This is a genomic window from Aliiglaciecola sp. 2_MG-2023 (assembly GCF_030548145.1).
Lineage (GTDB): Bacteria > Pseudomonadota > Gammaproteobacteria > Enterobacterales > Alteromonadaceae > Aliiglaciecola > Aliiglaciecola lipolytica_A.
Map to the genome: position 1 here is coordinate 1 of NZ_JAUORY010000001.1, position 23023 is coordinate 23023.

Consider the following 23023-nt stretch of genomic DNA (forward strand, 5'->3'; position numbering starts at 1 on the left):
AAGCCACCGACTACAGATTGTAGCATGGCCTTTAGGCCATGGGATTTTCTCTCGTCAATCTCGGTGTTGAAACGATCTATCTCGGGGCTAAAGCCACCGACTACAGGTGTAGCATGGCCTTTAGGCCATGGGATTTTCTCTCGTCAATCTCGGTGTTGAAACGATCCATCTCGGGGCTAAAGCCACCGACTACAGGTCGTAACATGGCCTTCAGGCCATGGATTTCTTGCTCGCCAATCTCGGTGTTGAAACGATCCATCTCGGGGCTAAAGCCACCGACTACAGGTTGTAGCATGGTCTTTAGGCCATGGGTTCCTCTCAAGGTTTTCCCAATCCAATTTCGGGGTTGTAGCATGGTCTTTAGGCCATGGGGTTTATAATGTTAAAAAAACGTAGCAATGGGGGATTGGGCTGTTTATAGTATTTTAACTACAGTGTTTATGGCCCATTTCTATGTCAAAATTATCCTTAATTGTCCTCGGACTGTCGCTATTTGTTGTTCAAATTAGCCATGCTAAAAGTCCTGATTGGCTAATTCCGTTCAAAACCTTTTATGCCGAAGAGCTTGGTACAACCGCGGATTGTAAAAGTCCTAAGCCCTTTGTCTACAAAATCTGCTCTTCTGCTCTTAAAAACGACGGCAACGGAGCATACGTTTACCATCACAATCAACCCACAGATACAACAGTGGTGTTATTCCATGGTTTGAGTGATTCACCTTTCTTTTTTGAATCCATTGCTCCTGCTATTCATCAACTTGGTTACACTGTGATTGTCCCGCTGTTACCTGGACACGGCAAATTAGATGCAGATGATGATATGGAGGACGGCGATTTAGCAAAACGCTGGACCTCTCATGTAGACGAAGTCATGGCATTTGCCCACATTTTAAGCCCGAATGTATACATCGGTGGCTTTTCAACTGGAGGTGCACTTTCAGCGCAACACGTGTTGACTCATCCTGATCAGCAAAAAGGATTAATTTTATTTTCTGGCGCTCTGGCACTAGATGAATCTGTTGAAGGAATGGCAGGGATTTGGGGAATTAAGTCTTTAGCAAAGTTGCTTGATTGGAGTTATCAAACGCAAGGACCTAACCCTTACAAGTACCCTGAAGTATCGCGTCACTCTGCATTTATGTTAACTGATATTATTTTTGACGTTCGCGATAAATTAGCTGACGGAAATATCCTTAATCTACCGATTTTTTCTGTTCATTCAGAGGCTGATGCAACCACGCCAATTCGAGGTGTAAAAGACTTTATCAAACAAAATGCCGGACAAAGTGAAACATTTTTTATCGATGCCTCCTACCAAGTTTGCCATGCTGATTTAGTGGTAAGTGAATCGCAATTGAATGATATGCAATATGATGCATCTAAAGTTGATGAGTCTGAGTCTTGCAAAGTTCCCAAAGCAAACCCTAAGCATGCAGAAATGATAGCGGCTTTAATTCACTTTCTAAATAACAATAAGTAGTTAATTTATGTCTAAAATGTTTACCTTGTACGGCGCCCAAATGTCACTTTACACGGGGAAGGCTAGAGCTTATCTAACCTACAAAAAAATTCCTTTTCGAGAGGTATTTTCGTCAGTCAAGGTTTACAAATCCATTATAGAACCCAAAACTGGGGTTCGATTTATCCCTGTTGTTGAAACGCCTGAGGGCGAATTTATCCAAGATACAGTGCACATTATTGACGAATTGGAAAAGCGTTTTGAGGCGCATAGCATTTATCCGGCCACTCCCAAGCAACAGTTGGTGTCAGAAATATTTCAATTATGGGGCGATGAATGGTTAGTCATTCCAGCTATGCATTATCGTTGGAACAAAAATAATTTTCCGTTTATATATGAAGAGTTTGGGCGAGTAGCAACGCCTAACATGCCTGCATTTGTGCGTCGTTTTTTTGGTAAAAAATTGGCGAGCAGATTCAAAGGGTTTGTGCCTGTTTTAGGCATTACTGAAAAAACCATTCCAGCAATCGAAGACTGGTTCGAAAATCACGTTTTAGTGGAATTAAACAAGCACTTTTCTACTCACGAATTTCTGCTAGGTAGCCGGCCGTGCGCTGGTGATTTTGGATTATTCGGACCCTTATATGCGCATCTTTATCGTGATCCTGTACCTGGCGCAATTTTAAGGGAAAGAGCCCCACATGTTGCTAAATGGGTAGAACGGTTACGAAATCCCCCTAAAAATGACGGAATTTGGCTTGAAGGTGATGCGATACCGGATACTTTGATACCATTGTTATCCCGCATTTTTAAAGAATTTTGGCCTGTTTTGATGCATAGCGTTGAGAGTGTACAAAAATGGATTGTTGAAAATCCAGATGTTGAAAAAATTCCTAGATCCATTGGTTTTCACCAGTTTACCATTGGTGGTATATCAGAAAAACGCGCGATTATGCCGTTTCAACAATGGAAATTGCAAAGGGTAGTGGATGTTTATAACAAGTTTGATGTCGAACAAAAGGCAAACGTTGATAACTTTATAAACGCATCATTTGGCCTAAAGATTGAGGCTTTGCCGATGTCTAAAAGGTTGCAGCGTAAAAATAATAAATTGGTCGTTGCATAGAAAATGGCGGTGTAGCATGGCCTTTAGGCCATGGGGTTTTCTCTCGTCAATCTCGGTGTTGAAACGATCCATCTCGGGGCTAAAGCCACCGACTACAGGTGTAGCATGGCCTTTAGGCCATGGGTTCCTCTCGGGGTTTAACCTATCCATCTCGGGGCTAAAGCTACCGACTACAGGTTGTAGCATGGCCTTCAGGCCATGGGTTCCTCTCGGGGTTTAACCCAACCCAATTTCGGGGTTGTAGCATGGCCTTCAGGCCATGGGTTCCTCTCGGGGTTTAACCTATCCATCTCGGGGCTAAAGCCACCGACTACATGCCTAGTTCTTGTTTAAATTGTTTGAACTGTTCTTTTAATTCGGCAAGTTCGGCTTCTAATGTGTCGACTCTTTGTGATAACGAATTTTGTGGTGTTGATGACGATGCGGTGCTCTCTGGTCGCGATTCAAATTCACTAATGTCAGGCTCTCCTGAAAACAAGTGCATGTATCTTGATTCTCGTTTGCCGGGTTCTCTGGGAAGCTTGGTTACAAGGCATTCGCCATTAAGATTTTTCATGTATTCAAGATTTTCTTCCACTTCGTCTACATTTTTAAATTCTGCCAGGCGGTTAGTGCGACTGCGTAATTCCCCTGGCGTCTGAGGGCCGCGCAAAAGCAATACACATATTATGGCAAATTGTTGTCGAGTGAGTTTTAGGTCGCCAAACTCGGTATTGCAGAACCGATGTTGGTATTTCACCACGCGACTACCAAAACCGCTGTGCTCGTTGATTTGTTTTAGTTCTCTGAGTTCGTCAACCGTGCGCTGAACATCACTTTCAGTTAAGTTCATTACTGGATCACGATTACTTTTTTGGTTACAACCTAAGGTTAGTCCATTAATTGATAGTGGGTACTGATCCGGTGTGGTGACTTCTTTTTCAAGGAGTACTCCAATAACACGGCACTGAAGAGGGGTTAATTGCACTAACATTTTATTTCCTTCTATTTCTTGTTCTTTTTTATCGAACGAATACTGCAACTGTTAATTCAGGCAAATTAAAACCATATTCATCTGTTGTTGCGGTCTTAACTAATGGGTCGCTTCCTGTTTGTTGTGCAGGATGCAAACTGAATTGCTGAGCCTGCGGCATGTCAAATTTTACAGAATGTGTATTGTGATTAAAAATAACTATGACCTGTTTGAAATTAGAGTCAATATTTTCTGTATTGGCAGAATTAATGGACATCACTATCAAACCTGTTTTTTGATTAGTGCCGGTGTTCAGAAACTTAACTTGCTGAATAATTTCATCTGCGGTTTGCAGATTGAAAAGCGGCGTTGAAGTGCGAATTTTTAGAAAGTCTCTAAATACCTGTGAGGCAAATTGAATTTGTTGAGTTGAAACAACGTCTCTGCCTTGGTTTTGCGCAATTGTTTGAGTAATTACTTCCCAATTGCTTTGGTCTTTTTCGGCAGGGGGTAATCCCACATTATAATTATTCGACTTTTTCCCGAAGTCTACCTTGTTGAACCAATCGCCGTAATCATAACTGTCGCGCAAAAACGATTTAGAGCGCAACAACTCGCTACCCATATGTAAAAAAGGTATGCCTTGTGCCATCAAGGGATAGGCGAGGGACATGATGTGCATTCGCACCCGTTGTCCGGAGGTAGCCTGATGTGCAGTGCGATACTGATTGTTGTCCCATAAGGTTTGATTATCGTGTTTCGACACATAGTTTATGGTATCCGCCGGATCTAGTGCATACCCGGTAGGCGCACCCCCATAATCTATATCACGGCCAAATACATGCTCTCCTTGGGCATTTTCCAGCGGAAAGTTCGCTAAGTTAGCGGCAAGTCCAATACGGGCTTGGTCCATGGAAAGCTGGTATTCCTGCTGCAAGGATTGCGTATCAATTTGGCTTTGCAACTCATTTTGGAACACCAATAAGCCGTTTCCTAAGCCTTGGCCTTTACGAATATCTTGACCTGATAAGAATGACGAACCGCCTCTTACTGCATCCCTTAATCTGTCTGTGAAGGTGCCTATTTCGGTGCCTGCCATTTCAATCTGACTGGCTTGAATGAACTGTGAATTGTTAGCAACTTCACCAAAGTTCCATCCTTCACCATAGAAGTAGGTGTCAGGATCTACCGCTCTGACCGCTTCTCTGGCATGCAACATGGCGCTTTTAGGTTGATGTCCCATGAGGTCGAAGCGAAAACCATCGATTTTATAGTGTTTCGCCCAGGTGACTAATGAGTCTGTCATCAATTTGGCCATCATGACATTCTCAGTCGCAGAGTTTTCACAACAGGTTGATTGTTCAATGGCCCCTGAAATTGGGTCTAGACGGTGATAGTAATTAGGCACAATTTTGTCTAGGACTGATTTTTCAGCCAATCCAGCGGCAAAGGTGTGGTTATACACAACGTCCATTATTACGCGGAAGCCCAATTGGTGGATGTCCATGATCATTTTTCTGAATTCTATAAGTCGTGGAATGCCTTCTGGATTTAACGCGTAGCTACCCTCTGGCACAGTGTAATGATAAGGATCATAGCCCCAGTTGTAATCATCTTTACTGCGGATTAGCTCAATTACTTTTTGTGCCTCGGAGGATGAGGGCGTATAGCTAAGTAAAAGACTTTGCAAGGACAATTCAGGGTTATAGTCGGTATGACAAATTTCCAATTCAGAGGCTAAAACGCACACTTTTTCTAAGCTGTCGTGCATGGAAATGACGTTGTTAGGGATTTCATCTATGGTGCTTAAATCATAGGTGGGGAGCAAGTGGATTGTATTTAGTCCCGCCTTTCTAAGCGCTTTCAAGTGATTGATTGAGTCACTATTGGATTGACTGAATGCCGCGTATTTTCCAGCTAGATTTGGGTTAGAGAGGTTTTGGTCTGACGCGCTAAAATCTTTAATGCTTGTTTCATATAAAATTAAACTTTCCGGTGAATCGACCACAGGGATATTTTGTTGTTGCCAATTTTCTGGTTGAGTTTGCGGTGAGCTTAAATCCACCACTTGGGAATAGACACTATTGGTGGATAAGCTTAAGGAGTAGGGATCTGTCACCTGTAATACTTCAATCTGTTTCGATTCAGGGTGATAAACCTGAACTTGATAGCGATAGAAGGTTCCTTGCGGAGCATGACTAGTAATGCCACTCCAAGCGCCAGTTTGGGGATCTTCAGTGAGCTCTAATATGCCACTTTCCAACGGGTTTTTATGTTCATCGAACAGGCGAACTTTGACGTTCAGTGCGGTGGGAGCCCAAATCGTGAAACGCGTAGAGCTTCCTAATAGTTGCGCGCCAAAATTATCAATTTCATCTGCATCGTCCTGTTTTGAGGTATATAACGCGTCGAGTAGTTTTGCATTTTGTAGATAAGATAGACTTTCGATATCTGCCAAGTTTGGTTTTTTTGTGTGGTGATTAACGCTGACTACAGCGGCTTGCTGTTTCAGTAGCGATTTTAACTCAGAACGGGGAATGTCCACTTTGTAGGCATAAAAGTGGCTTAAATGTGGGTAGGATTGCGACACCCACTGAGGTGTTTCCACCGCTACTAAATTGAACAGTCTGTCTGCTTTTTTCTTGTCATCTATACTGCCATTTTTCGAAAAGACCAAAGCTGGGTGGGATTTTTTATTCGCTAATAAAATTAAATCGGCGCGAATCCAGTGGGCGGAAAAATCGACCTGCATTGTGCTGTTGTCATAATTAAGTGCTATTGGTTCGCCAACACTACGGTTAGTTTTTGTCGAGCCGCAGGCTGTCAAGATGAGCAGCATGACTAAGCTAATAGTACAAGTATAAATAGTAGGTTTCATGTTAAATCCTGTCTCACTCTCAACGCTTCTATGGGCGTTATGAACGGGCGTTGGCTTTTTGAATAATTGATTCGATTTGCCAATGTCTATTTGGTCAAGCACCTAGTCTATAAGTTCATTTGCTTAGGCGCGAATTACATACGTATGTTGTTTGTAAATAAATGAATTGGTAGGTTTAGAGCTCGTTTTACTCGCCTTTATGGGTAAGAGCAAACTTATAAGATTAGGCAAAATATTTAGTTTATCTGTCATTTTAGGGTCATAAATACTGAGTAGCATCGCCCATTAAGCTGTGCAAAACGATTAGGTTAACGAGCTGATTTTATAAGCTTTTAGTCGTAAAAAACATGAATTTTATATACACCTAATTATTATCTGTTAACCTAATAATCAGCGTGTAACATAAACGTGAATTACATTTTACTTAAGAATATCTTTACATCTGTTTTACCAGTTAGTTATTGAATAATTTCTGTTAGTAACATGCATTATTTCCATCGTTCTACACAGCTAAACCGGCGTGCATGCGCTATTTATTGACAAAAATTAGGAAAAGACTATGTCTAAATCAACTGGAATTGTTAAGTGGTTCAACGCAGAGAAAGGCTTCGGCTTTATTACTCCCGATAATGGCGGAGCTGATGTGTTTGTACATTTCCGTGCTATCGCTAGCGATGGCTACAAAACGCTAGACGAAGGTCAGCAAGTAACCTTCGATATTGAGCAAGGCCAAAAAGGTCCTCAAGCGGCAAACGTGACTGTTTAAAACATCACTGCGAGTCCATATGAAAAACGTCAGCTTAAGCTGACGTTTTTGGTTTTTGGGCCCGGCAATGTTGGTTTGATGAACCCCATGGCCTAAAGGCCATGCTACAAATATTGGGGGTTATCACCTGTAGTCGGTGGCTTTAGCCCCGAAACGCAATACGAACATTCCCACGGGATGAATCCCGTCTTACAGGGGGTTATTCAGCCTCGAGAATATTGGTTTGATGGGCCATGCTACGGATTTTTTGTAGGCGGTTGCTTTAGCCCCGCGGGAACATGCGAGATTCCATGGCCTAAAGGCCATGTTACGGATTTTTTTGTAGGCGGTGGCTTTAGCCCCGCGGGAATATGCGAGATTCTATGGTCTAAAGGCCATGCTACGGATTTTTTGTAGGCGGTGGCTTTAGCCCCGCGGGAACATGCAAGATTCCATGGCCTAAAGGCCATGCTACATGGATTGTTGGTATTCTTATTTAAATCCGTTGGGATTATTGGATTGCCAATTCCATGAGTCGCGACACATTTCCGCTAGGCCTTTTTTTGCAGTCCAGTTTAGTTCTTCTTTGGCCAGCTTTGGATCTGCATAACAAGCTGCTACATCGCCACTGCGTCTGGGCACAATATTGTACGGAATGGACTGTCCACTTTGTTTCTCGAATTCTTTAACCATATCCAACACGCTATAACCTTGGCCAGTTCCCAAATTATAGGTCACTAATCCTGCGTTTTCAGTGAGTTTATCCAGCGCCTTTAAATGGCCATTGGCCAAATCTTCAACGTGAATATAATCGCGCACACCGGTGCCATCTGGGGTGTCATAATCGTCACCAAAAACCGATAATGCTTCGCGTTTTTTAGTGGCAACTTGTGTGATGAACGGCATTAAGTTATTCGGAATACCATTAGGATCTTCGCCTATTCGGCCTGATGGATGAGCGCCTGCTGGGTTGAAGTAGCGCAAAATTGCAATATTCCAACTGTTGTCTGACTTAAACAAATCTTGCAATACTAATTCAACCATCAGTTTAGATTGGCCATAAGGATTTGTCGGCTGACCGGTTGGCAAGTTTTCATGCAGCGGCAGGGTAGTTGGGTCGCCGTATACGGTGGCAGATGAACTAAACACAATATTTTTGACATTATGTTTGGCCATGGCTTCACACAAATTCAGTGTGCCATACACATTATTTCGATAATAAAGTAATGGTTTTTCAACCGACTCGCCAACAGCTTTTAAACCTGCGAAATGGATAACAGAGTCAATCTTATTTTCAGTGAATACCTTATCAAGAATGTTTGAATCTTGAATATCACCTTCTACAAACGCAATTTCTTTCCCGGTTAATTCAGATACTCTTTTTAAAGATTCTGGAGAAGAGTTACATAGGTTATCTAGCACTACGACTTGATCGCCATTTTCCAATAATTGCAACACTGTGTGGCTGCCGATATAACCAGCACCGCCAGTAACGAGTATAGTAGACATGTTATTCCTTTATTTGTGAATCATCAGGTTGTTTCAAATATTTCGCCGATAAGCTGTATTGAAAGGGCTTCAAAATTAGTGGGTAAGCAATGATTATCAGTGCGGCCCAAAGTAACGAAGACCAATCTTGAAAAGTGCGCAGTACAAAAACAAAAAAAGGCACCATAATAAGCAGTTTTATAACGTTAAGAAATAACTTCTCAGGCGCAGTCAGCTTGCTTTCAGCTGCACGAATTTCTACAAAGCGCTCTTTAAGGCTTAAGTTTTGTAGTTGAGGAATTTGACGTGTCGAAAAATAGAATTTCAAAAGCACTACCTTGAGATCTTCGAATTATAATGGCGACATTATACAAACTATTTGGATCAAAAACGCCCCGAAATAATGTTTTTTGTTTCGGGGCGTGATTCAGTCTTTTAAATAAATGTTTTAGCTAAAAATTTATGGTGTTTCTAACACTACAAAATCGTTGGCTTTTCTTCGTCATGATTAAAGGTTTTCTTTTCAGCTAACTTTTCCCACTTACGTGTTTTCAGGGTTAATAGCCCAACAACAAGCGCTGCGGCAACGGTAATTTGTCCAATACCCCAAAACAGATTTGGCATATCACTCAAATTATCTGGGTCTAGTCCACCGGCTAATAAGCCCGCTGTCACATTACCGATTGAGTAAGTAAGTACAAACACGCCCATCATCTGACCGGCAAAACGTTTAGGCGACAATTTACTCACAGCAGCCAGCGCGACTGGGCTTAAACAAAGCTCGCCCACCGTATGCAAAAAGTAAGTAGCAACTAAGAAATAAGGCGCCGCTTTAAGTCCACTTGCGGCAATTTGTGCAGCAAAGAACATTACGATAAAGCCAGTGGCCATTATCACCAAACCAATGGCGCACTTGATTCCGTATGAAGGCGTTATCATGCGCTTACCCAGATTTACCCATAAGGCGGCAAAGAACGGGGATAAAGTAATGATGAAAAATGAATTAGCTGATTGGAACCAAGCTGGTGGGATCTCAAATGAACCTATCATGCGTTCTGTGTAGTCACGACCGAATAAGTTTAATGAAGAGCCTGCTTGTTCAAAGCCGGACCAGAAGAATATTGAGGCTAAACACACCACAAAGAGCGCACCTAAGGTTCGTTTTTCGTCTGATGACAAGTTACCAAACGCATAGATGCCAGCGTAATAAGCTAAGAAGACAACCGTAATGGCTACTGCTACATATTGAGCAAGGGTGACCGGGTCAATACTCAGCATTCCCGTCATCATCGCAAACGTTAACACTGCAATACCCACTAAAAACACAGCGATTACTGTCCAGCTTTTCTTTTCCCCAGATGGTGTCATTTTAAGCAGAGGTTCAGCGCCTACGCCACCTAATCGGCCTATGGTGGCACGATATTGCAGTAGACCAATTGCCATACCTACGGCAGCAGCACCGAAAGCGTAATGGTAGCCTGCATTGACCTGCAACCAACCACAAACAAAATAACCAATTAACGAACCTAGATTGATGCCCATGTAATAAATGGTATATCCCGCATCACGTCTTTGATCTTCAGGGGCATAAAGCTGACCAACCAAAATACCTACATTGGGTTTTAACAGTCCAGTTCCTATCACCACTAGGATTAAACCAATAAAGAAACTCCAGCTGGCTGGAATGGCAAGCACAATGTGACCACACATGATCACGATACCACCGTACCAAACTGCTTTTTGGCTGCCTATTAGTCGGTCGGCTATCCAACCGCCGGGTAAACCCATGAAATACACTGCACCTGTGTACAATCCATATATTGCAGTAGCGGATGCCACTGTAATTGCCATTCCTTCTTCTTGAATACTGGCGGTCATGAACAAAACTAACAAAGCACGCATGCCGTAGTAGCTCATTCGTTCCCACATTTCAGTATAAAATAGTGTTTGTAGGCCACCTGGGTGACCGAAAAAATCGGGTGTTTTTGAATTCATTGTGTCGCTGCCTTTAGGTGAGTTCATCAGATGCGTTAACGCTAACTTTGCATGTGAACTGCTTTATTTTAATTATTGTTGTTTTTCTCATAGATTGATCCATTGCTTGCATCAAATCACCGAGATGAAAACTTGTAAACCCATTGTTTATACTAGAGCTCTTGTCTGAAAACAAGATTGTCGGTTTTTATTGTGCTTTATTTAAACGAATTTAAAGGAGATTTTCATTTACAGGCTAAGCAGGTTATTAAAAATCTAATTTCCCACCGAGCAGTGCTGTACGATTAATGTGCATTTTAACAACGAGATTGCTCTAAATTAAATATATTCGTGCACAGACTCGGTGCATCAAATTTGGTGCATGCATTCCAAAATGGTAGTAGCTCATTTTTTGGTAACAATTAGAGAATAAAATTGCGCTTAAAAAACAAGCGATTCTAAGCGTTTTTTATTCTGTGTTGCGAAAAACATACAGTTTTTTGATGGGTAAATGTTTTTCCTGTATATTATACCAACGGATAATACGTCGATTGCATTTAGTAACACGATTTTACTGGTTTTCAGCAACTGATATTTGGTATCATCCCCGCGAATTTTCGAAGTAGCGGCGTTACCTATTTATTAGGAATACGAAGGAAAATACGATTTTCTTATAAATATCAAGAGGGTATAACTTGATTCTCATTGAAAATACAAGTTCTGCTGGAACGCTATGCTGCATACAGGCTCGATTATTGCTTCTGCAGCTTTAACGAATTAACAAGGAATCGTGTAATATATGTTTGCCTATTTGGAGTTTGTACCACTTTTTACTGCGTTTTTTGTAGCGGTAATATTGTTGATTGTAATGACTCCCTTTGCTCATCAACTTGGTTTGGTTGATCATCCTACTGCAAGAAAACAGCACAATGGTATGGTTCCGCTCACCGGTGGTGTGGCCATTTTTGGTGCAGTTTTAATTACTAGTATCTTAACCGATGTCTGGTTTAAAAACGGTTCTCTATTTTTTACCGCATCTTTTTTCATTATTTTGCTAGGTATGCTGGACGACAAGTTCGACTTAAGCGCTAAAGGGCGACTTATGTGTCAGTTCGGTGTGGCCGCAATAATGGCGTGGGCTGCGCAGAATTATATCACCTCGCTAGGCGATATTTTTGGCTTCGGTGACACCTCTTTTGGTTTATTTGGCTATTTCTTCACATTAATTTGTGTGGTTGGTGTTATCAATGCGTTCAATATGATTGATGGTATCGATGGGCTCGCCGGCGGTATGAGCTTGATAGTGCTGCTTGCCGTGGTCTTTTTGTTATTAATTTCCAATAATGGCAACGCCATTATGGCACCTATGATGGTTATTGCAGCCATCGTACCTTTCATGGCATTTAACTTGAGCTGGAAAGGGTTCAAAGGTAATAAAATATTTATGGGTGACAGCGGCAGCATGTTCGTTGGACTAACCATTGTTTGGTTGATGGTCGATTTTACCCAAGGTGCAGAGGCGGCTATGCGTCCAATGACCGCGGTGTGGATTATCGGTTTACCATTAATGGACATGGCTGCAATTATGTACCGACGGGCAAAAAAAGGTCAGTCAGTATTGAAGCCTGACCGCCAACATCTGCACAATATCTTTATGCGAGCCGGCTTCTCTTCGCGTCGCTCGTTAGCCGCAATCTTGCTAATGGGATGTTGTTATGCCGCGGTAGGAATTTTGTGTGAACTGTATGAAGTTGCCGAATATATCATGTTCTATGGTTTCATAGTGTCGCTATTTATATACAGTTACGTAATTCAAAATATCTGGACTATTTTACGCTTTGTTCGTGGTAAACGAAAAATAGCTCGCTAGAATAGCATCAAGGGCAACCAACAGGTTGCCCTTACTTTTAGTGTTACTTTGCAAACGCATTCTTTGCAAAATCAAGGTGACGCGTTAGTATGAACTGTTGTGGACAAAAGCTAATAATAATTTATGAAAAAACTGAGTAGTTTCTTTTTACTAAGCATCCTTCTTCAAGGCTGTACTTCGATTGACCAACCCATTGCTAGTCGAGCACTTGTAGAGCATGAATTTGTTTCAGACGCTAAGCCTGTGTCATCTGCGCAGCAAGCTATTTTGTCGCAGTCTTCTATGTCTACAAATGTGAAAATCGACGGTAAACCTGCGGTTTTAGGCAAACCTTTTTTCGCGGCCAGCGGTAAAACCTGTCGTAAAGTGCAGTTTATGCTTGATGGTCAACGTGTGTATTGTAAAACCGGTGACGGTGATTGGTACGCAGTTAGCCCTGTTTTAGCCAGCTACAGTGAAGCTACAACAGGAGGAAACCAATAATGTTATTAAATTATCGTGTCGTTTCTGCTTTCCTATCTAGAACAGTACTTTTCATCGCAAGCTCAATGTTTGTAGGTTCCATATTTGCGCAACAAGCACCAACCCAAGAACAACTGCAACAAGCTCAACAGGCTAGCCAAAGTCAACGAGTTGACTTGTCGCAATATATTCAATCAGGTGGCAATAGTACCGGTAGAGGAGGGAGTATCAATTTACCTTCGGATTCTGGCCCTATGCCTGCTGGCGAAGAAGGGCTGCCGCCGCCGTATGGCGCTAACCTGTTCAAAGGTGGTTTTGAAACGGAACGTAGTGATGGATTAAATTCGTCTTATTTAGTTGCCCCTGGCGATAAAATTGCGATTCAAATGTGGGGCACGGTGAACAGTTCAGAAGTGGTTACCGTGGATAATCAAGGCAATATATTCATTCCAGATATCGGCCCGATTAAAGTGCAAGATGTGCCCGCTAGTCGCGTCAACAGCGTAGTGACGCAAGGTATAAAATCAATATACACCAACAACGTGAGTGTGTATGTCAATCTGCTTACGGCAACGCCAGTGAGTGTGTTTGTGGCAGGTCCGGTGCTAAGACCTGGTCAGTACGCCGGTTTGGCGTCAGATTCAGTGTTGTTTTATCTAAAACGAGCTGGTGGGATTGATCCCCATCGCGGCAGTTACCGAAACATTACGGTAATTAGACAAGGTGAAACTGTACTTAACTACGATTTATATGATTTCTTGAAATTAGGTAAATTACCGGCTTTCTCATTTAAAGATGAAGATGTCATTTTTGTTGGCGAGCAGGGCGCAATGGTTAATGTTGAAGGTGCTGCAAGGTATCCGTTTAGATTTGAATTAGAAAAATCAAAACGCTCTGGCACTGCATTAATGAACTATGCTCGACCATTGTCGAAAACCAGTCATGTGGCGATAACCGGCAATCGTGAATCAGGCCCTATTTCGGTTTACTTGCCAGTTAATGAATTCGACCAGTTCACCATGGCCGATGGTGATACCGTGTTATTTAATGATGACATTAGACCGCAAGTGATCAGCGTGCAAATCTCCGGCAGCTACGAAGGACCTTCTTATTATGCTGTAGAAAAAGATACGCGCTTGTTGGACTTGTTAAGCTACATTGAGATTGACCCAGAACAAGCCAACTATGGTTCCATCTACATCAAGCGTGAAAGCGTCATGGAACAGCAAAAAATGCTGATCAACGAATCTTTAGACCGCCTAGAGCGAAGCTTATTTACAGCGCCTGCATCATCAAGCGGTGAAGCGTCGATCCGCGCTCAAGAAGCACAGTTAGTCTCACAATTTATTGCCCGCGCCAGAAGGATCGAGCCGCTAGGCAAAGTGATAGTGTCTGAAAATGGCAAAGTCGCGAATATTCGCCTAGAGCAAGGGGATGAAATTGTTATTCCAGCCCAAACTGACTTGATTCAGATTGCTGGCGAAGTGCTTATGCCTCAAGCCGTGGTTTATAATCCTGAGGCGACAGTATCCGATTACATCGCATGGGCAGGTGGATTTAGCGAACGAGCAGACGATGATCGTATTGCCATAGTTCACGCTAACGGTATCACCAGCTTTGTTTCATCTGATGCTGGGCAACATTGGTATTCTGATGAGCAAAATGCCACTTTACAAGCCGGAGACCAAATTCTGGTGCTGCCTAAGGTTGACGCTAAAGTCATGCAATCTATCAAAGATGTCACCCAAATCATCTATCAAATAGCCGTTGCAGCCAATGCAGCAACCTAATCATCAAGCTAAGTACTAATTCATGACAACAGTTATTAAACGCAACAAATGGGAAATATGGCGAGACGTCATATTCGCCCTATTTGCCCGCGAAATACGCACAGGGTTTAATGATAAGTTTGGTTTGAGTTGGGCGGTGATAAACCCTGTAATTTTTATTTTTGTATTATCGTTTTTAAGAGGTCGATTATCTGGCGGCGAAACCCACACTATTCCTACTTTTACCTTTATGGCCATTGGCATATTGTTTATTCAAAGTTTTTTGCAAACCTTGTCCAGCTCTGCTAGGTCAATTGGTAAAAACAAAGCGCTTTTTGCGTTCCGACAGGTCCAGCCAATTAGTGCTGTTTTTGCTAGTGCTTTATTCGAACTTTTAATTAAGTTATTTGTAATAGTTGGCATTATCATCATCATGTATTTCATGGGGATGGATTTACACATATCCGATCCTCTCTTGTTTTTAGTCTGTTTCTTCCTGCTTTGGGCTTTAGCGGTTTCGTTAGGACTTTTATTTGGAATCGCGGAACTTTTTGTTAAAGAAATCGGCAAGCTAAGAGAGCTGTTTACTAGACCATTATTTTTTGTATCTGGCGTTTTTTTCTCACTGCAAGATTTCCCGAGAGAATATTGGCACTTCTTAAATTGGAATCCGATATTGCATGCCATCGAATTGACTCGCTATTCGGTGCACTCTACCTATGGGCACGAAGGTGTGAGTTTAGGATTTTTAGCCAGTATAGTGTTAGTTTTTACATTTATGTCTTTTGCGATTTACCACGTTTCCTGGAAGCAGGCGATAAGTCGATGATTCGTTTAGAAAATATAACGAAATATTATCCGTCTAGGTTAGGGAATCAGTACATTTTTCGAGATGTAACTTTTGATATTCCAACAGGCCACAATATCGGTATATTAGGCTCTAATGGTGCGGGGAAATCGACGCTGTTTAGGTTGCTTGCGGGAAGTGAATATCCTAACAAAGGGCGAATCATAACCGATTTAAGCCTATCTTGGCCTGTCGCACTAACTACCGGGATTCATCAACAGATGACCGGCAGAGAAAACACTCGATTTATTGGCAAAGTGAATGGTATTGCTGATCTCGATAAATATGAACAAAGAGTAAGAGCATTTGCTGAATTAGGCAAAAAATTTGATTTACCTGTTCGCAGTTATTCCAGCGGAATGAAACCAAGGCTAGCCTTTGCATGTTCTATTGCAATCGACTTTGATGTGTATCTTATTGATGAAGTTACTTCAGTAGGGGATGCAAAATTCAGAAGGAAAGCCAAAGAAGCGCTTTTGGAGCGCAGTGAAAAGGCAAATGTCATAATGGTCAGTCATGAAATGGATGAGATCAGGCAATTTTGTGATAGTGCAATTGTGCTGCACAAAGGTGAATTAACGTTTTATAACGATCTCGAGCAAGGGATCGAACAATATCAGGCTTTATAAACATGACTAAACAAGCTCAATTAGAATTGGAACAACGCTTCGAAGAACTCAAAGCTTTGCTATCTAATGAACAATGGTCTGATGCTGACTTTTTAAATAAAAAGGTTGAAGAGTTAGAATTTACCGATGTTGCTTTAGCATTCCGATTAATGCAGCGAGTAAAAAATTTGGATCCTAGTGAAACTAATCAAAACAAATTAAAGGAATTGCGGGGTAAAGCGTTGCAAGAGGTACCTGAACTGGCGACCTTATCTTCAACGGAATCTAATAATCGAAAAACGATGTTACAGAATGCGTTAAGTCTAAAAGAACAAATTGCAGTTGTGTTTGCCCATCCTCAACTACAAAAGTTTAAACGTCCGTTGGTTTTATGCGTATTTTTACCCTTTGTGTTATTTGCTTTTTATCAAGTGATATGGGCAAGCCCAAGGTACGAAAGTCAGGCTAAATTGATAGTAAAAGAGCCGGATGGAATGGCCACTTTAGATCCAGCAATGGCGTTAATGTCTGGATTTGGTGTAGGTTCTGCTAGCTTAGATACGGAATTGGTTAAAGCCTTTATTTATTCAAATGACATGTTAACTTATTTAGAAAATACTCTGGATATTTCATCTCACTACAGCAATAACACTTACGATATGTTTAGCCGTTTGGACGGTGATGCTAGCAGAGAAACCACCCTGAAATATTATTTGGATCGGGTTCTAGTTGAATTGGATGAAAAATCCCAAGTTATTAATATTTATGTACAGGCCTTTGAACCTGATTTTGCTCATTTGATGAGCAAGACTATTGTGGATAGGGCTGAGTGGTATATAAACGAAATTGGTCATAATCTGGCTAAAAAACAACTGGAATTTGTGATGTTGGAACACCAGTTGGTTGAGAAAAGATTGCAAAAAGCCAAAACAGAACTATTAGCCTTTCAACGTCGCCATAACCTGTTAGATCCGCAAGCTGAAGGAATGGCGTTGCAGCAGATAACATACCAGATGGAAGGACAAGTGGCGGCTAAGCGCACAGAACTGAACGCCCTAAGAAATAGTATGAGTGAGAATGCACCTCAAGTTATACAAGCTAGGTCACAATTGGAAAGTATGTTGGAACAGCTTGAAAATGAAAGGTCTAGGCTTACCAGTGATAAATCAGATAACAATTCTTTGCCTGAAGACGAACAAAACTTAAGTGTTTCGCAAATAATGGCAAAATTTAGTGATTACAAAATTAATATGGAGCTAGCTTTACAGGCTTATACTTCATCTCAAGTTTCTTTGGAAAAATCGCGAATTGAAGCTTATCGTCAACTTAAATACTTGGTTACGGTAGAGTCTCCGACGTCGCCTCAAGATGCCAAGTACCCGGAAGTGTTTTATAATCTAAGCTTGTTTTTAGCCATCACCTTAATGCTGTTTGGTATTGGGCGAATTGTTATCGCTACTGTTGCGGAATTAAGATAAACCATAGTGGCGATTTTACATTAAGTTGTAGAGCAAATTTAATCGTTTTAAACCCAAAAAATTTAAATTTTATAAGGTAATAAATGTGAGAAAAGGAATCGTTTTAGCTGGTGGCTCAGGTACGCGCCTCCATCCCTTGACATCGGTGATCAGCAAACAATTAATGCCAGTGTATGATAAACCGATGATTTATTATCCTATTTCTACTCTAATGTTAGCTGGGATTAAAGATATTCTTATTATCTCTACACCTTTAGAGTTACCTAGATTCCAATCATTATTGGGTACAGGTGAAGCCTGGGGAGTGAATTTTAGTTACGTTGAACAACCTTCACCTGATGGCCTTGCACAAGCGTTTATATTAGGTGAAGAATTTATTGGTGATGACCATTGTGCCCTGGTCCTTGGAGATAATTTGTATTATGGCCATGATTTACCTTTGTCTTTGACTAATGCGAATAAGCAAACCTCAGGAGCAACTGTATTCGGTTATCATGTTACCGACCCCGAGCGATATGGGGTAGTGGATTTTGACGATGACTGGAAGGCGTTGTCCATCGAAGAAAAACCCCAAAAACCCAAATCAAATTATGCAGTAACAGGTTTGTATTTCTACGATAACCATGTTGTTGAGTTAGCGAAACAAGTGAAGCCTTCCCATCGCGGTGAATTAGAGATAACCGATCTCAATAATCTTTACTTAGAACAAGGTAATCTAAGAGTAGAGTTAATGGGCCGAGGATCAGCCTGGCTAGATACTGGCACCATTGATAGCTTATTGGATGCGTCAAATTTCATTGCTGCTATTGAAAAACGCCAGGGGTTAAAAATTTGCTGCCCGGAAGAAATTGCGTTTCGCAAAGGGTTTATTGATGCGGAGCAACTTAAAAAGTTAGCAAAACCACTTATTAAAAGCGGATACGGCAAGTACCTATCTAAATTGTTAACTGAGAAAGTGAAGTCATAATGAAAGTAGTAGAGACTAGTATTCCTGACGTAAAAATTATCGAACCTAAAGTGTTTGGTGATGAACGTGGTTTTTTTATGGAAACTTTCCGTGATGACTGGTTCAAAGAAAATGTAGCTGACGTAGAGTTTGTACAAGATAATCATAGTAAATCTAAGCATGGCATTCTTCGAGGTTTACATTATCAACTGCAACACACTCAAGGAAAGTTAGTGCGAGTGATAAGTGGTGAGGTTTTTGATGTGGTGGTGGATATGCGCAGATCATCTGCTACGTTTGGTCATAGCTTCGGTATGTTGCTGTCAGCAGAAAATAAAAAGCAATTGTGGGTACCTGCCGGTTTTGCCCATGGTTTTTATGTGACTTCCGAATTTGCCGAGTTTGTTTATCGCTGTACTGATTATTATGACCCTGAGTCAGAAGTTTCTATACGATACAATGATACTACGCTTGGTATTGACTGGCCATTGGTGAACGGGAAAAAGCCGAGCTTATCTGCAAAAGATGAAGCCGGTTTAGATTTTGAATCAGCTCCCAGTTTCGATTAATATATCGCGCATTCAATACGAGATTTAAATGACAATTATTGTAATCGGAAAAACTGGCCAGTTAGCCCAAGAATTAAAACTACTAGATGACAATGTAGTTTGTTTAGGCCGTAGCGATATTAATATCACCGATCCGAAGAGTCTGAACTCCACCCTAAACAAGTATGACGTGGCAGGCATTATTAATGCTTCCGCTTATACCGCAGTAGATAAAGCTGAATCAGAACAACAGCAGGCTTTTGAGATCAATGCTACGGCAGTGGAGAATTTAGCCAAGTACTCAAATAAAAAGGTTGTGCCATTAGTGCATGTATCTACCGATTATGTGTTTTCTGGCGATAAAGGTTCACCTTACCAGATTGATGATGTGCATGCGCCCATCGGTGTTTACGGTGCGAGTAAAGCGGCAGGGGAAAAGGCTGTTCAACAATTCGCGCCTAGCCAAGGGTGTATTATTAGAACCAGTTGGGTGTACTCACAATTTGGCAATAATTTTGTGAAAACAATGCTGAAATTGATGGCTGAAAAGCCCGAGCTTGGCATTATCGATGATCAAATAGGCTCACCGACATCAGCTGGCGCGCTGGCTAAAGCATGTTTGTATGCAGTGAAAAATAAAGTAACCGGATACCATCACTTTACTGATTCAGGTGTATGTAGTTGGTACGATTTTGCACTGGCAATTCAAGAGTTAGGTATTAAGTATGGGCTATTAAATAAATCCATTCCGGTTAAACCAATTCCAACCTCAGCGTATCCCACTCCGGCAAAGAGACCGAGCTATAGTGTATTAGATAAAGCCTCCCTTAAGATGGCTTTTAACGGACTTCAACCCAAACATTGGCGGGTCGAATTGAGTGAAGTTATGCAACAAATAGCTTCAACTAAATGAATAAAAGATATTAAAAATGACTAAAAATAAAGCGTTACTTGTGACCGGCGGTGCCGGATTTATCGGTGCGAACTTCGTACTTTATTGGATGCAAAATAACCCTAACGATAAAGTAGTGGTTTTAGATGCACTAACTTACGCTGGTAATCGTGCAAATCTAGCATCAGTTGAGTCAAACAAGCTCTTTGAATTTGTAAAAGGCGACATTTGTGACACAAGTTTAGTAGAGTCACTGTTACAAAATCATCAAATTGATACTATCGTGCATTTTGCCGCTGAATCTCATGTTGACCGCTCTATAACCGGGCCAGACGCCTTCATAGAAACCAATATTATTGGTACTTACAGCCTGCTTAAAGCAGCTAAAAAAGTGTGGGTAGACCTTCCCAAAGCTGAAGGAAAGGAACCTTTGCAACACCGTTTTCATCATGTTAGTACCGATGAAGTCTATGGCTCTTTGGAAACAAACGATCCTGCTTTTACAGAAGATACGCCATATGCTCCTAATTCTCCATATTCAGCGAGTAAGGCGGCCAGTGATCACCTGGTGAGAGCTTACCATCATACCTATGGCTTAGAGGTAACCACCAGTAATTGCTCAAACAATTATGGTCCTTACCACTTCCCAGAAAAACTGATACCGCTCATCATTACCAATATTTTGAATGATAAACCTTTACCCGTGTATGGTGATGGGCAACAAATTCGTGATTGGTTATATGTTGAAGATCATGCTAGAGGCATTGAGCTTGTGCTTAAAAAAGGCCGTATTGGCGAAAATTACAATATTGGCGGCCACAATGAGTGGGCCAATATAGATATTGTGAAATTGGTTTGCGCAAAAATGAATGAGCTGTTTGCTAGCAAAAAACAATTAAAGGAAAAATATCCTTTGGCAACATCAGTGGCTAAAGGTAATGCTGAAGAGTTGATAATTTTTGTCACCGACAGAGCTGGGCATGATAGACGTTACGCGATAGATGCAACCAAAACACAAAATGAACTAGGTTATGAACCAATAGAGTCATTTGAAACGGGTATCAGTAAAACCATTGATTGGTACTTATCAAACTCAGATTGGGTAAAGACTTGTTTGACTAAAACAAGCTAACATTATTTACTGTAGCTCTAATAACAAAGAATTACATATTGTAAGTAAGAAATTGAGCCAAAATAGGGGCGTCAGATGAATTGTACTGTAGTGGTTGGTGGGATAAGCAACATCGACTGGAAAGATAAAATTATCAATACTGTGGTTGAAGAGGCAATATACACTTTACCGAATAATATTGCGCTTAAGAATATTAATTTGGTAGAGGTGGTTGAGTCGAAAAAATCAACCAATAAAGGCTCTGAATCAAAAGTAAATTTGGTGTTCTCAGAGCGGTTACTTGATAATTTATCTTTCACTGAACAATTGAAAGTCGATGATAAAGTACTGTTGATATATTCCCCTCCTGAATATGCGTTAGCTCGTGCCGCTAAGCAAAGCGGAACCATTGATAGTCAACAAATAACCAGACTCCTTAATAAATGGGCCGCTGATACAAAGACGATTTGGAATGCTTATCTGTCAAATCCAGAAAGTGTGCATGTGACCAGTTTAGATACCATAGATACTTCCCCCACAAAGTTTTGGAGTGAATTATTAGGTGAGTATTCAGACAATTTAATTGTTTGCGAAAAAGGTGCTAGTGACTCGGTTACCATTGATAATCATATTGATGAACTTGCTGTTCAATTGTTACGGCTTGAATATTTTGAAGATGCAAGAGTCAGCAGTGAGATCAACAATTTACTTGAAGATTTGGATATGATTTCAGTTTTAGCTAATGTTGAAGCTGAATCAAATGCTTCAATTGGTAACATTCCGAATTTATGTATTGACTCTCTTAAATCGTTAGCAAGTGCCGTAACAGACATGAAAGATGCATTTGATAAGGTTGAAAATCGTAATATCACTCTTGAAAACCAAATCAAAGAAAACGAGCATTTAAAAGTAGAATTATCCGATGCATTAGAAGCTAATTGTGAATTGCAAACTGCATTTGGAAATCAAAAACTAGATTTAGAAAAACAAAAGTCAGAAGAAATACAAAAATTAGAAAGCGAGTTGAATGAGGCTAAAAAAACTAATCAGCAAAGCCTAGATAAATTACAGCTAGAATGTGAAAAACAAAAAGAAATTGTATCGACGTTGACACAGGAAAACAGCAAGTTAGGTCAAGGTGTTAAGGAATCTAAACAGCAATTAGATGAATTAGACGCTGAGTGTAAGTTATTAACGTTGCAAGTTGGGCAGTTAGAAGAAGAATTGGAAAGCGCAGAAGTTACTTCCGCATCTGAAGCTAAGTTGCGTTCAGAAAATATGGAGTTAAAAAAGACAAATGAACGGCTTAATTTAGAAATTGATGAACTTAAAAACGTCGTTAAAGATAATTTAGTTGTAAATGATGATAATAAACTGCTTACTCTGCAAGTTGGGCAATTACAGGAAGAGTTGGAAGAGGTTTACGCTAAGTTATCAGAAGTGACTGAAAAAGCGGAGTTTAGACTAGGTAAAATTAGTGGTTTAGAAAAACTAATTAAAACTGAGAAAACTCAAATAGAAAGTTTAGATAAAATGGTTAGTGAGCAAAAACTTCAATTAATAAATTTGGAGAAAACCGACAAATCTCAAAAATATCAGTTTGTAGATATGGAAAAAGAGATTAATGACCTAAAACTTCAATTAGTTGACTTACAAAAAGCCAATAGTGTTAAACAAAATAAAATTGAAGAGCTGCAACGTATGTTGGTTGATTCAAATACTGCAAGTAATGACAGTGAACTTATGGCCGAAATTCAATTGCTTCAAGAACGCTTAGAGCGTGTATATTTGGAACGAAATGTAATGTCGATACCTTTGCTTCATGGTGACACTTACAAAACGCATAAAATGTAAAACCTTTTAAAAGCACA

At 40.8% G+C, this 23023-nt stretch carries 19 protein-coding genes; 14 read left to right on the forward strand and 5 right to left on the reverse strand.

Annotated features, from left to right (window positions below; all coding sequences use genetic code 11):
- Positions 1-453: 453 nt before the first annotated feature.
- Together Q4567_RS00005 and Q4567_RS00010 are read left to right on the forward strand one after the other, a co-directional pair.
- The gene (locus tag Q4567_RS00005; RefSeq protein ID WP_303498800.1) at positions 454-1479 is read left to right on the forward strand and encodes a carboxylesterase; all 1026 of its coding nucleotides are present in this window, start codon (positions 454-456) and stop codon (positions 1477-1479) included.
- A 7-nt stretch (positions 1480-1486) separates the two neighbouring features.
- Positions 1487-2584: a glutathione S-transferase family protein gene (locus tag Q4567_RS00010; RefSeq protein ID WP_303498801.1), complete on the forward strand. Its 1098-nt coding sequence runs from the start codon at positions 1487-1489 to the stop codon at positions 2582-2584.
- Positions 2585-2894: 310 nt separating this feature from the next.
- Here the strand turns inward: Q4567_RS00010 and Q4567_RS00015 are convergent, their stop codons facing one another.
- The gene (locus Q4567_RS00015; RefSeq protein ID WP_303498802.1) at positions 2895-3557 is read right to left on the reverse strand and encodes a YceH family protein; all 663 of its coding nucleotides are present in this window, start codon (positions 3555-3557) and stop codon (positions 2895-2897) included.
- Positions 3558-3585: 28 nt separating this feature from the next.
- Positions 3586-6414, reverse strand: a complete 2829-nt coding sequence (gene pulA, locus Q4567_RS00020; RefSeq protein ID WP_303498804.1) for a pullulanase-type alpha-1,6-glucosidase — start codon at positions 6412-6414, stop codon at positions 3586-3588.
- A 559-nt stretch (positions 6415-6973) separates the two neighbouring features.
- Here pulA and Q4567_RS00025 point away from each other — a divergent pair.
- A complete protein-coding gene (locus tag Q4567_RS00025; protein WP_216048031.1) occupies positions 6974-7180 on the forward strand; it encodes a cold-shock protein in 207 nt (68 codons plus the stop codon).
- Between the two features lie 471 nt (positions 7181-7651).
- Here the strand turns inward: Q4567_RS00025 and galE are convergent, their stop codons facing one another.
- The 3 genes from galE to Q4567_RS00040 form a co-directional block, all read right to left on the reverse strand.
- Complete coding sequence (gene galE / locus Q4567_RS00030; RefSeq protein WP_216048032.1) at positions 7652-8668, reverse strand: UDP-glucose 4-epimerase GalE; 1017 nt, start codon at positions 8666-8668, stop codon at positions 7652-7654.
- Between the two features lies 1 nt (position 8669).
- Positions 8670-8975: a DUF6170 family protein gene (locus Q4567_RS00035; protein ID WP_216048033.1), complete on the reverse strand. Its 306-nt coding sequence runs from the start codon at positions 8973-8975 to the stop codon at positions 8670-8672.
- Between the two features lie 149 nt (positions 8976-9124).
- On the reverse strand, positions 9125-10642 hold the full coding sequence (locus Q4567_RS00040; protein WP_216048034.1) for a peptide MFS transporter: 1518 nt from the start codon (positions 10640-10642) through the stop codon (positions 9125-9127).
- Positions 10643-11420: 778 nt separating this feature from the next.
- Between Q4567_RS00040 and wecA the strand changes: the two genes are divergently transcribed.
- From wecA to Q4567_RS00095, 11 genes are all read left to right on the forward strand, one after another.
- A complete protein-coding gene (gene wecA / locus Q4567_RS00045) occupies positions 11421-12491 on the forward strand; it encodes a UDP-N-acetylglucosamine--undecaprenyl-phosphate N-acetylglucosaminephosphotransferase (RefSeq protein WP_216048035.1) in 1071 nt (356 codons plus the stop codon).
- A gap of 123 nt (positions 12492-12614) precedes the next feature.
- Positions 12615-12974 carry a DVU3141 family protein gene (locus tag Q4567_RS00050; protein ID WP_303498808.1) on the forward strand — a complete coding sequence of 120 codons (360 nt, stop codon included), beginning with the start codon at positions 12615-12617 and terminating at the stop codon, positions 12972-12974.
- Entirely contained in the window at positions 12974-14743 is a 1770-nt protein-coding gene (locus Q4567_RS00055; protein WP_303498809.1) for a polysaccharide biosynthesis/export family protein, read from the forward strand. The genes Q4567_RS00050 and Q4567_RS00055 overlap by 1 nt, the downstream gene beginning before the upstream one ends.
- A 22-nt stretch (positions 14744-14765) precedes the next feature.
- A complete protein-coding gene (locus Q4567_RS00060; RefSeq protein ID WP_303498811.1) occupies positions 14766-15551 on the forward strand; it encodes an ABC transporter permease in 786 nt (261 codons plus the stop codon).
- Positions 15548-16198, forward strand: coding sequence for an ABC transporter ATP-binding protein (locus Q4567_RS00065; protein ID WP_303498813.1), 651 nt, complete (start codon positions 15548-15550; stop codon positions 16196-16198). The genes Q4567_RS00060 and Q4567_RS00065 overlap by 4 nt, the downstream gene beginning before the upstream one ends.
- Before the next feature lie 2 nt (positions 16199-16200).
- Positions 16201-17655, forward strand: a complete 1455-nt coding sequence (locus Q4567_RS00070) for a lipopolysaccharide biosynthesis protein (RefSeq protein ID WP_303498816.1) — start codon at positions 16201-16203, stop codon at positions 17653-17655.
- 85 nt (positions 17656-17740) lie between these two features.
- A complete protein-coding gene (gene rfbA / locus Q4567_RS00075; protein ID WP_303498817.1) occupies positions 17741-18622 on the forward strand; it encodes a glucose-1-phosphate thymidylyltransferase RfbA in 882 nt (293 codons plus the stop codon).
- The gene (gene rfbC, locus Q4567_RS00080) at positions 18622-19170 is read left to right on the forward strand and encodes a dTDP-4-dehydrorhamnose 3,5-epimerase (RefSeq protein ID WP_303498818.1); all 549 of its coding nucleotides are present in this window, start codon (positions 18622-18624) and stop codon (positions 19168-19170) included. Before rfbA ends, rfbC begins: the two co-directional genes overlap by 1 nt.
- A gap of 28 nt (positions 19171-19198) precedes the next feature.
- Positions 19199-20062, forward strand: a complete 864-nt coding sequence (gene rfbD, locus Q4567_RS00085) for a dTDP-4-dehydrorhamnose reductase (protein ID WP_303498819.1) — start codon at positions 19199-19201, stop codon at positions 20060-20062.
- A gap of 16 nt (positions 20063-20078) precedes the next feature.
- Positions 20079-21173: a dTDP-glucose 4,6-dehydratase gene (gene rfbB / locus Q4567_RS00090; RefSeq protein ID WP_303498821.1), complete on the forward strand. Its 1095-nt coding sequence runs from the start codon at positions 20079-20081 to the stop codon at positions 21171-21173.
- 75 nt (positions 21174-21248) lie between these two features.
- On the forward strand, positions 21249-23006 hold the full coding sequence (locus Q4567_RS00095; protein ID WP_303498823.1) for a hypothetical protein: 1758 nt from the start codon (positions 21249-21251) through the stop codon (positions 23004-23006).
- Positions 23007-23023 lie beyond the last annotated feature (17 nt).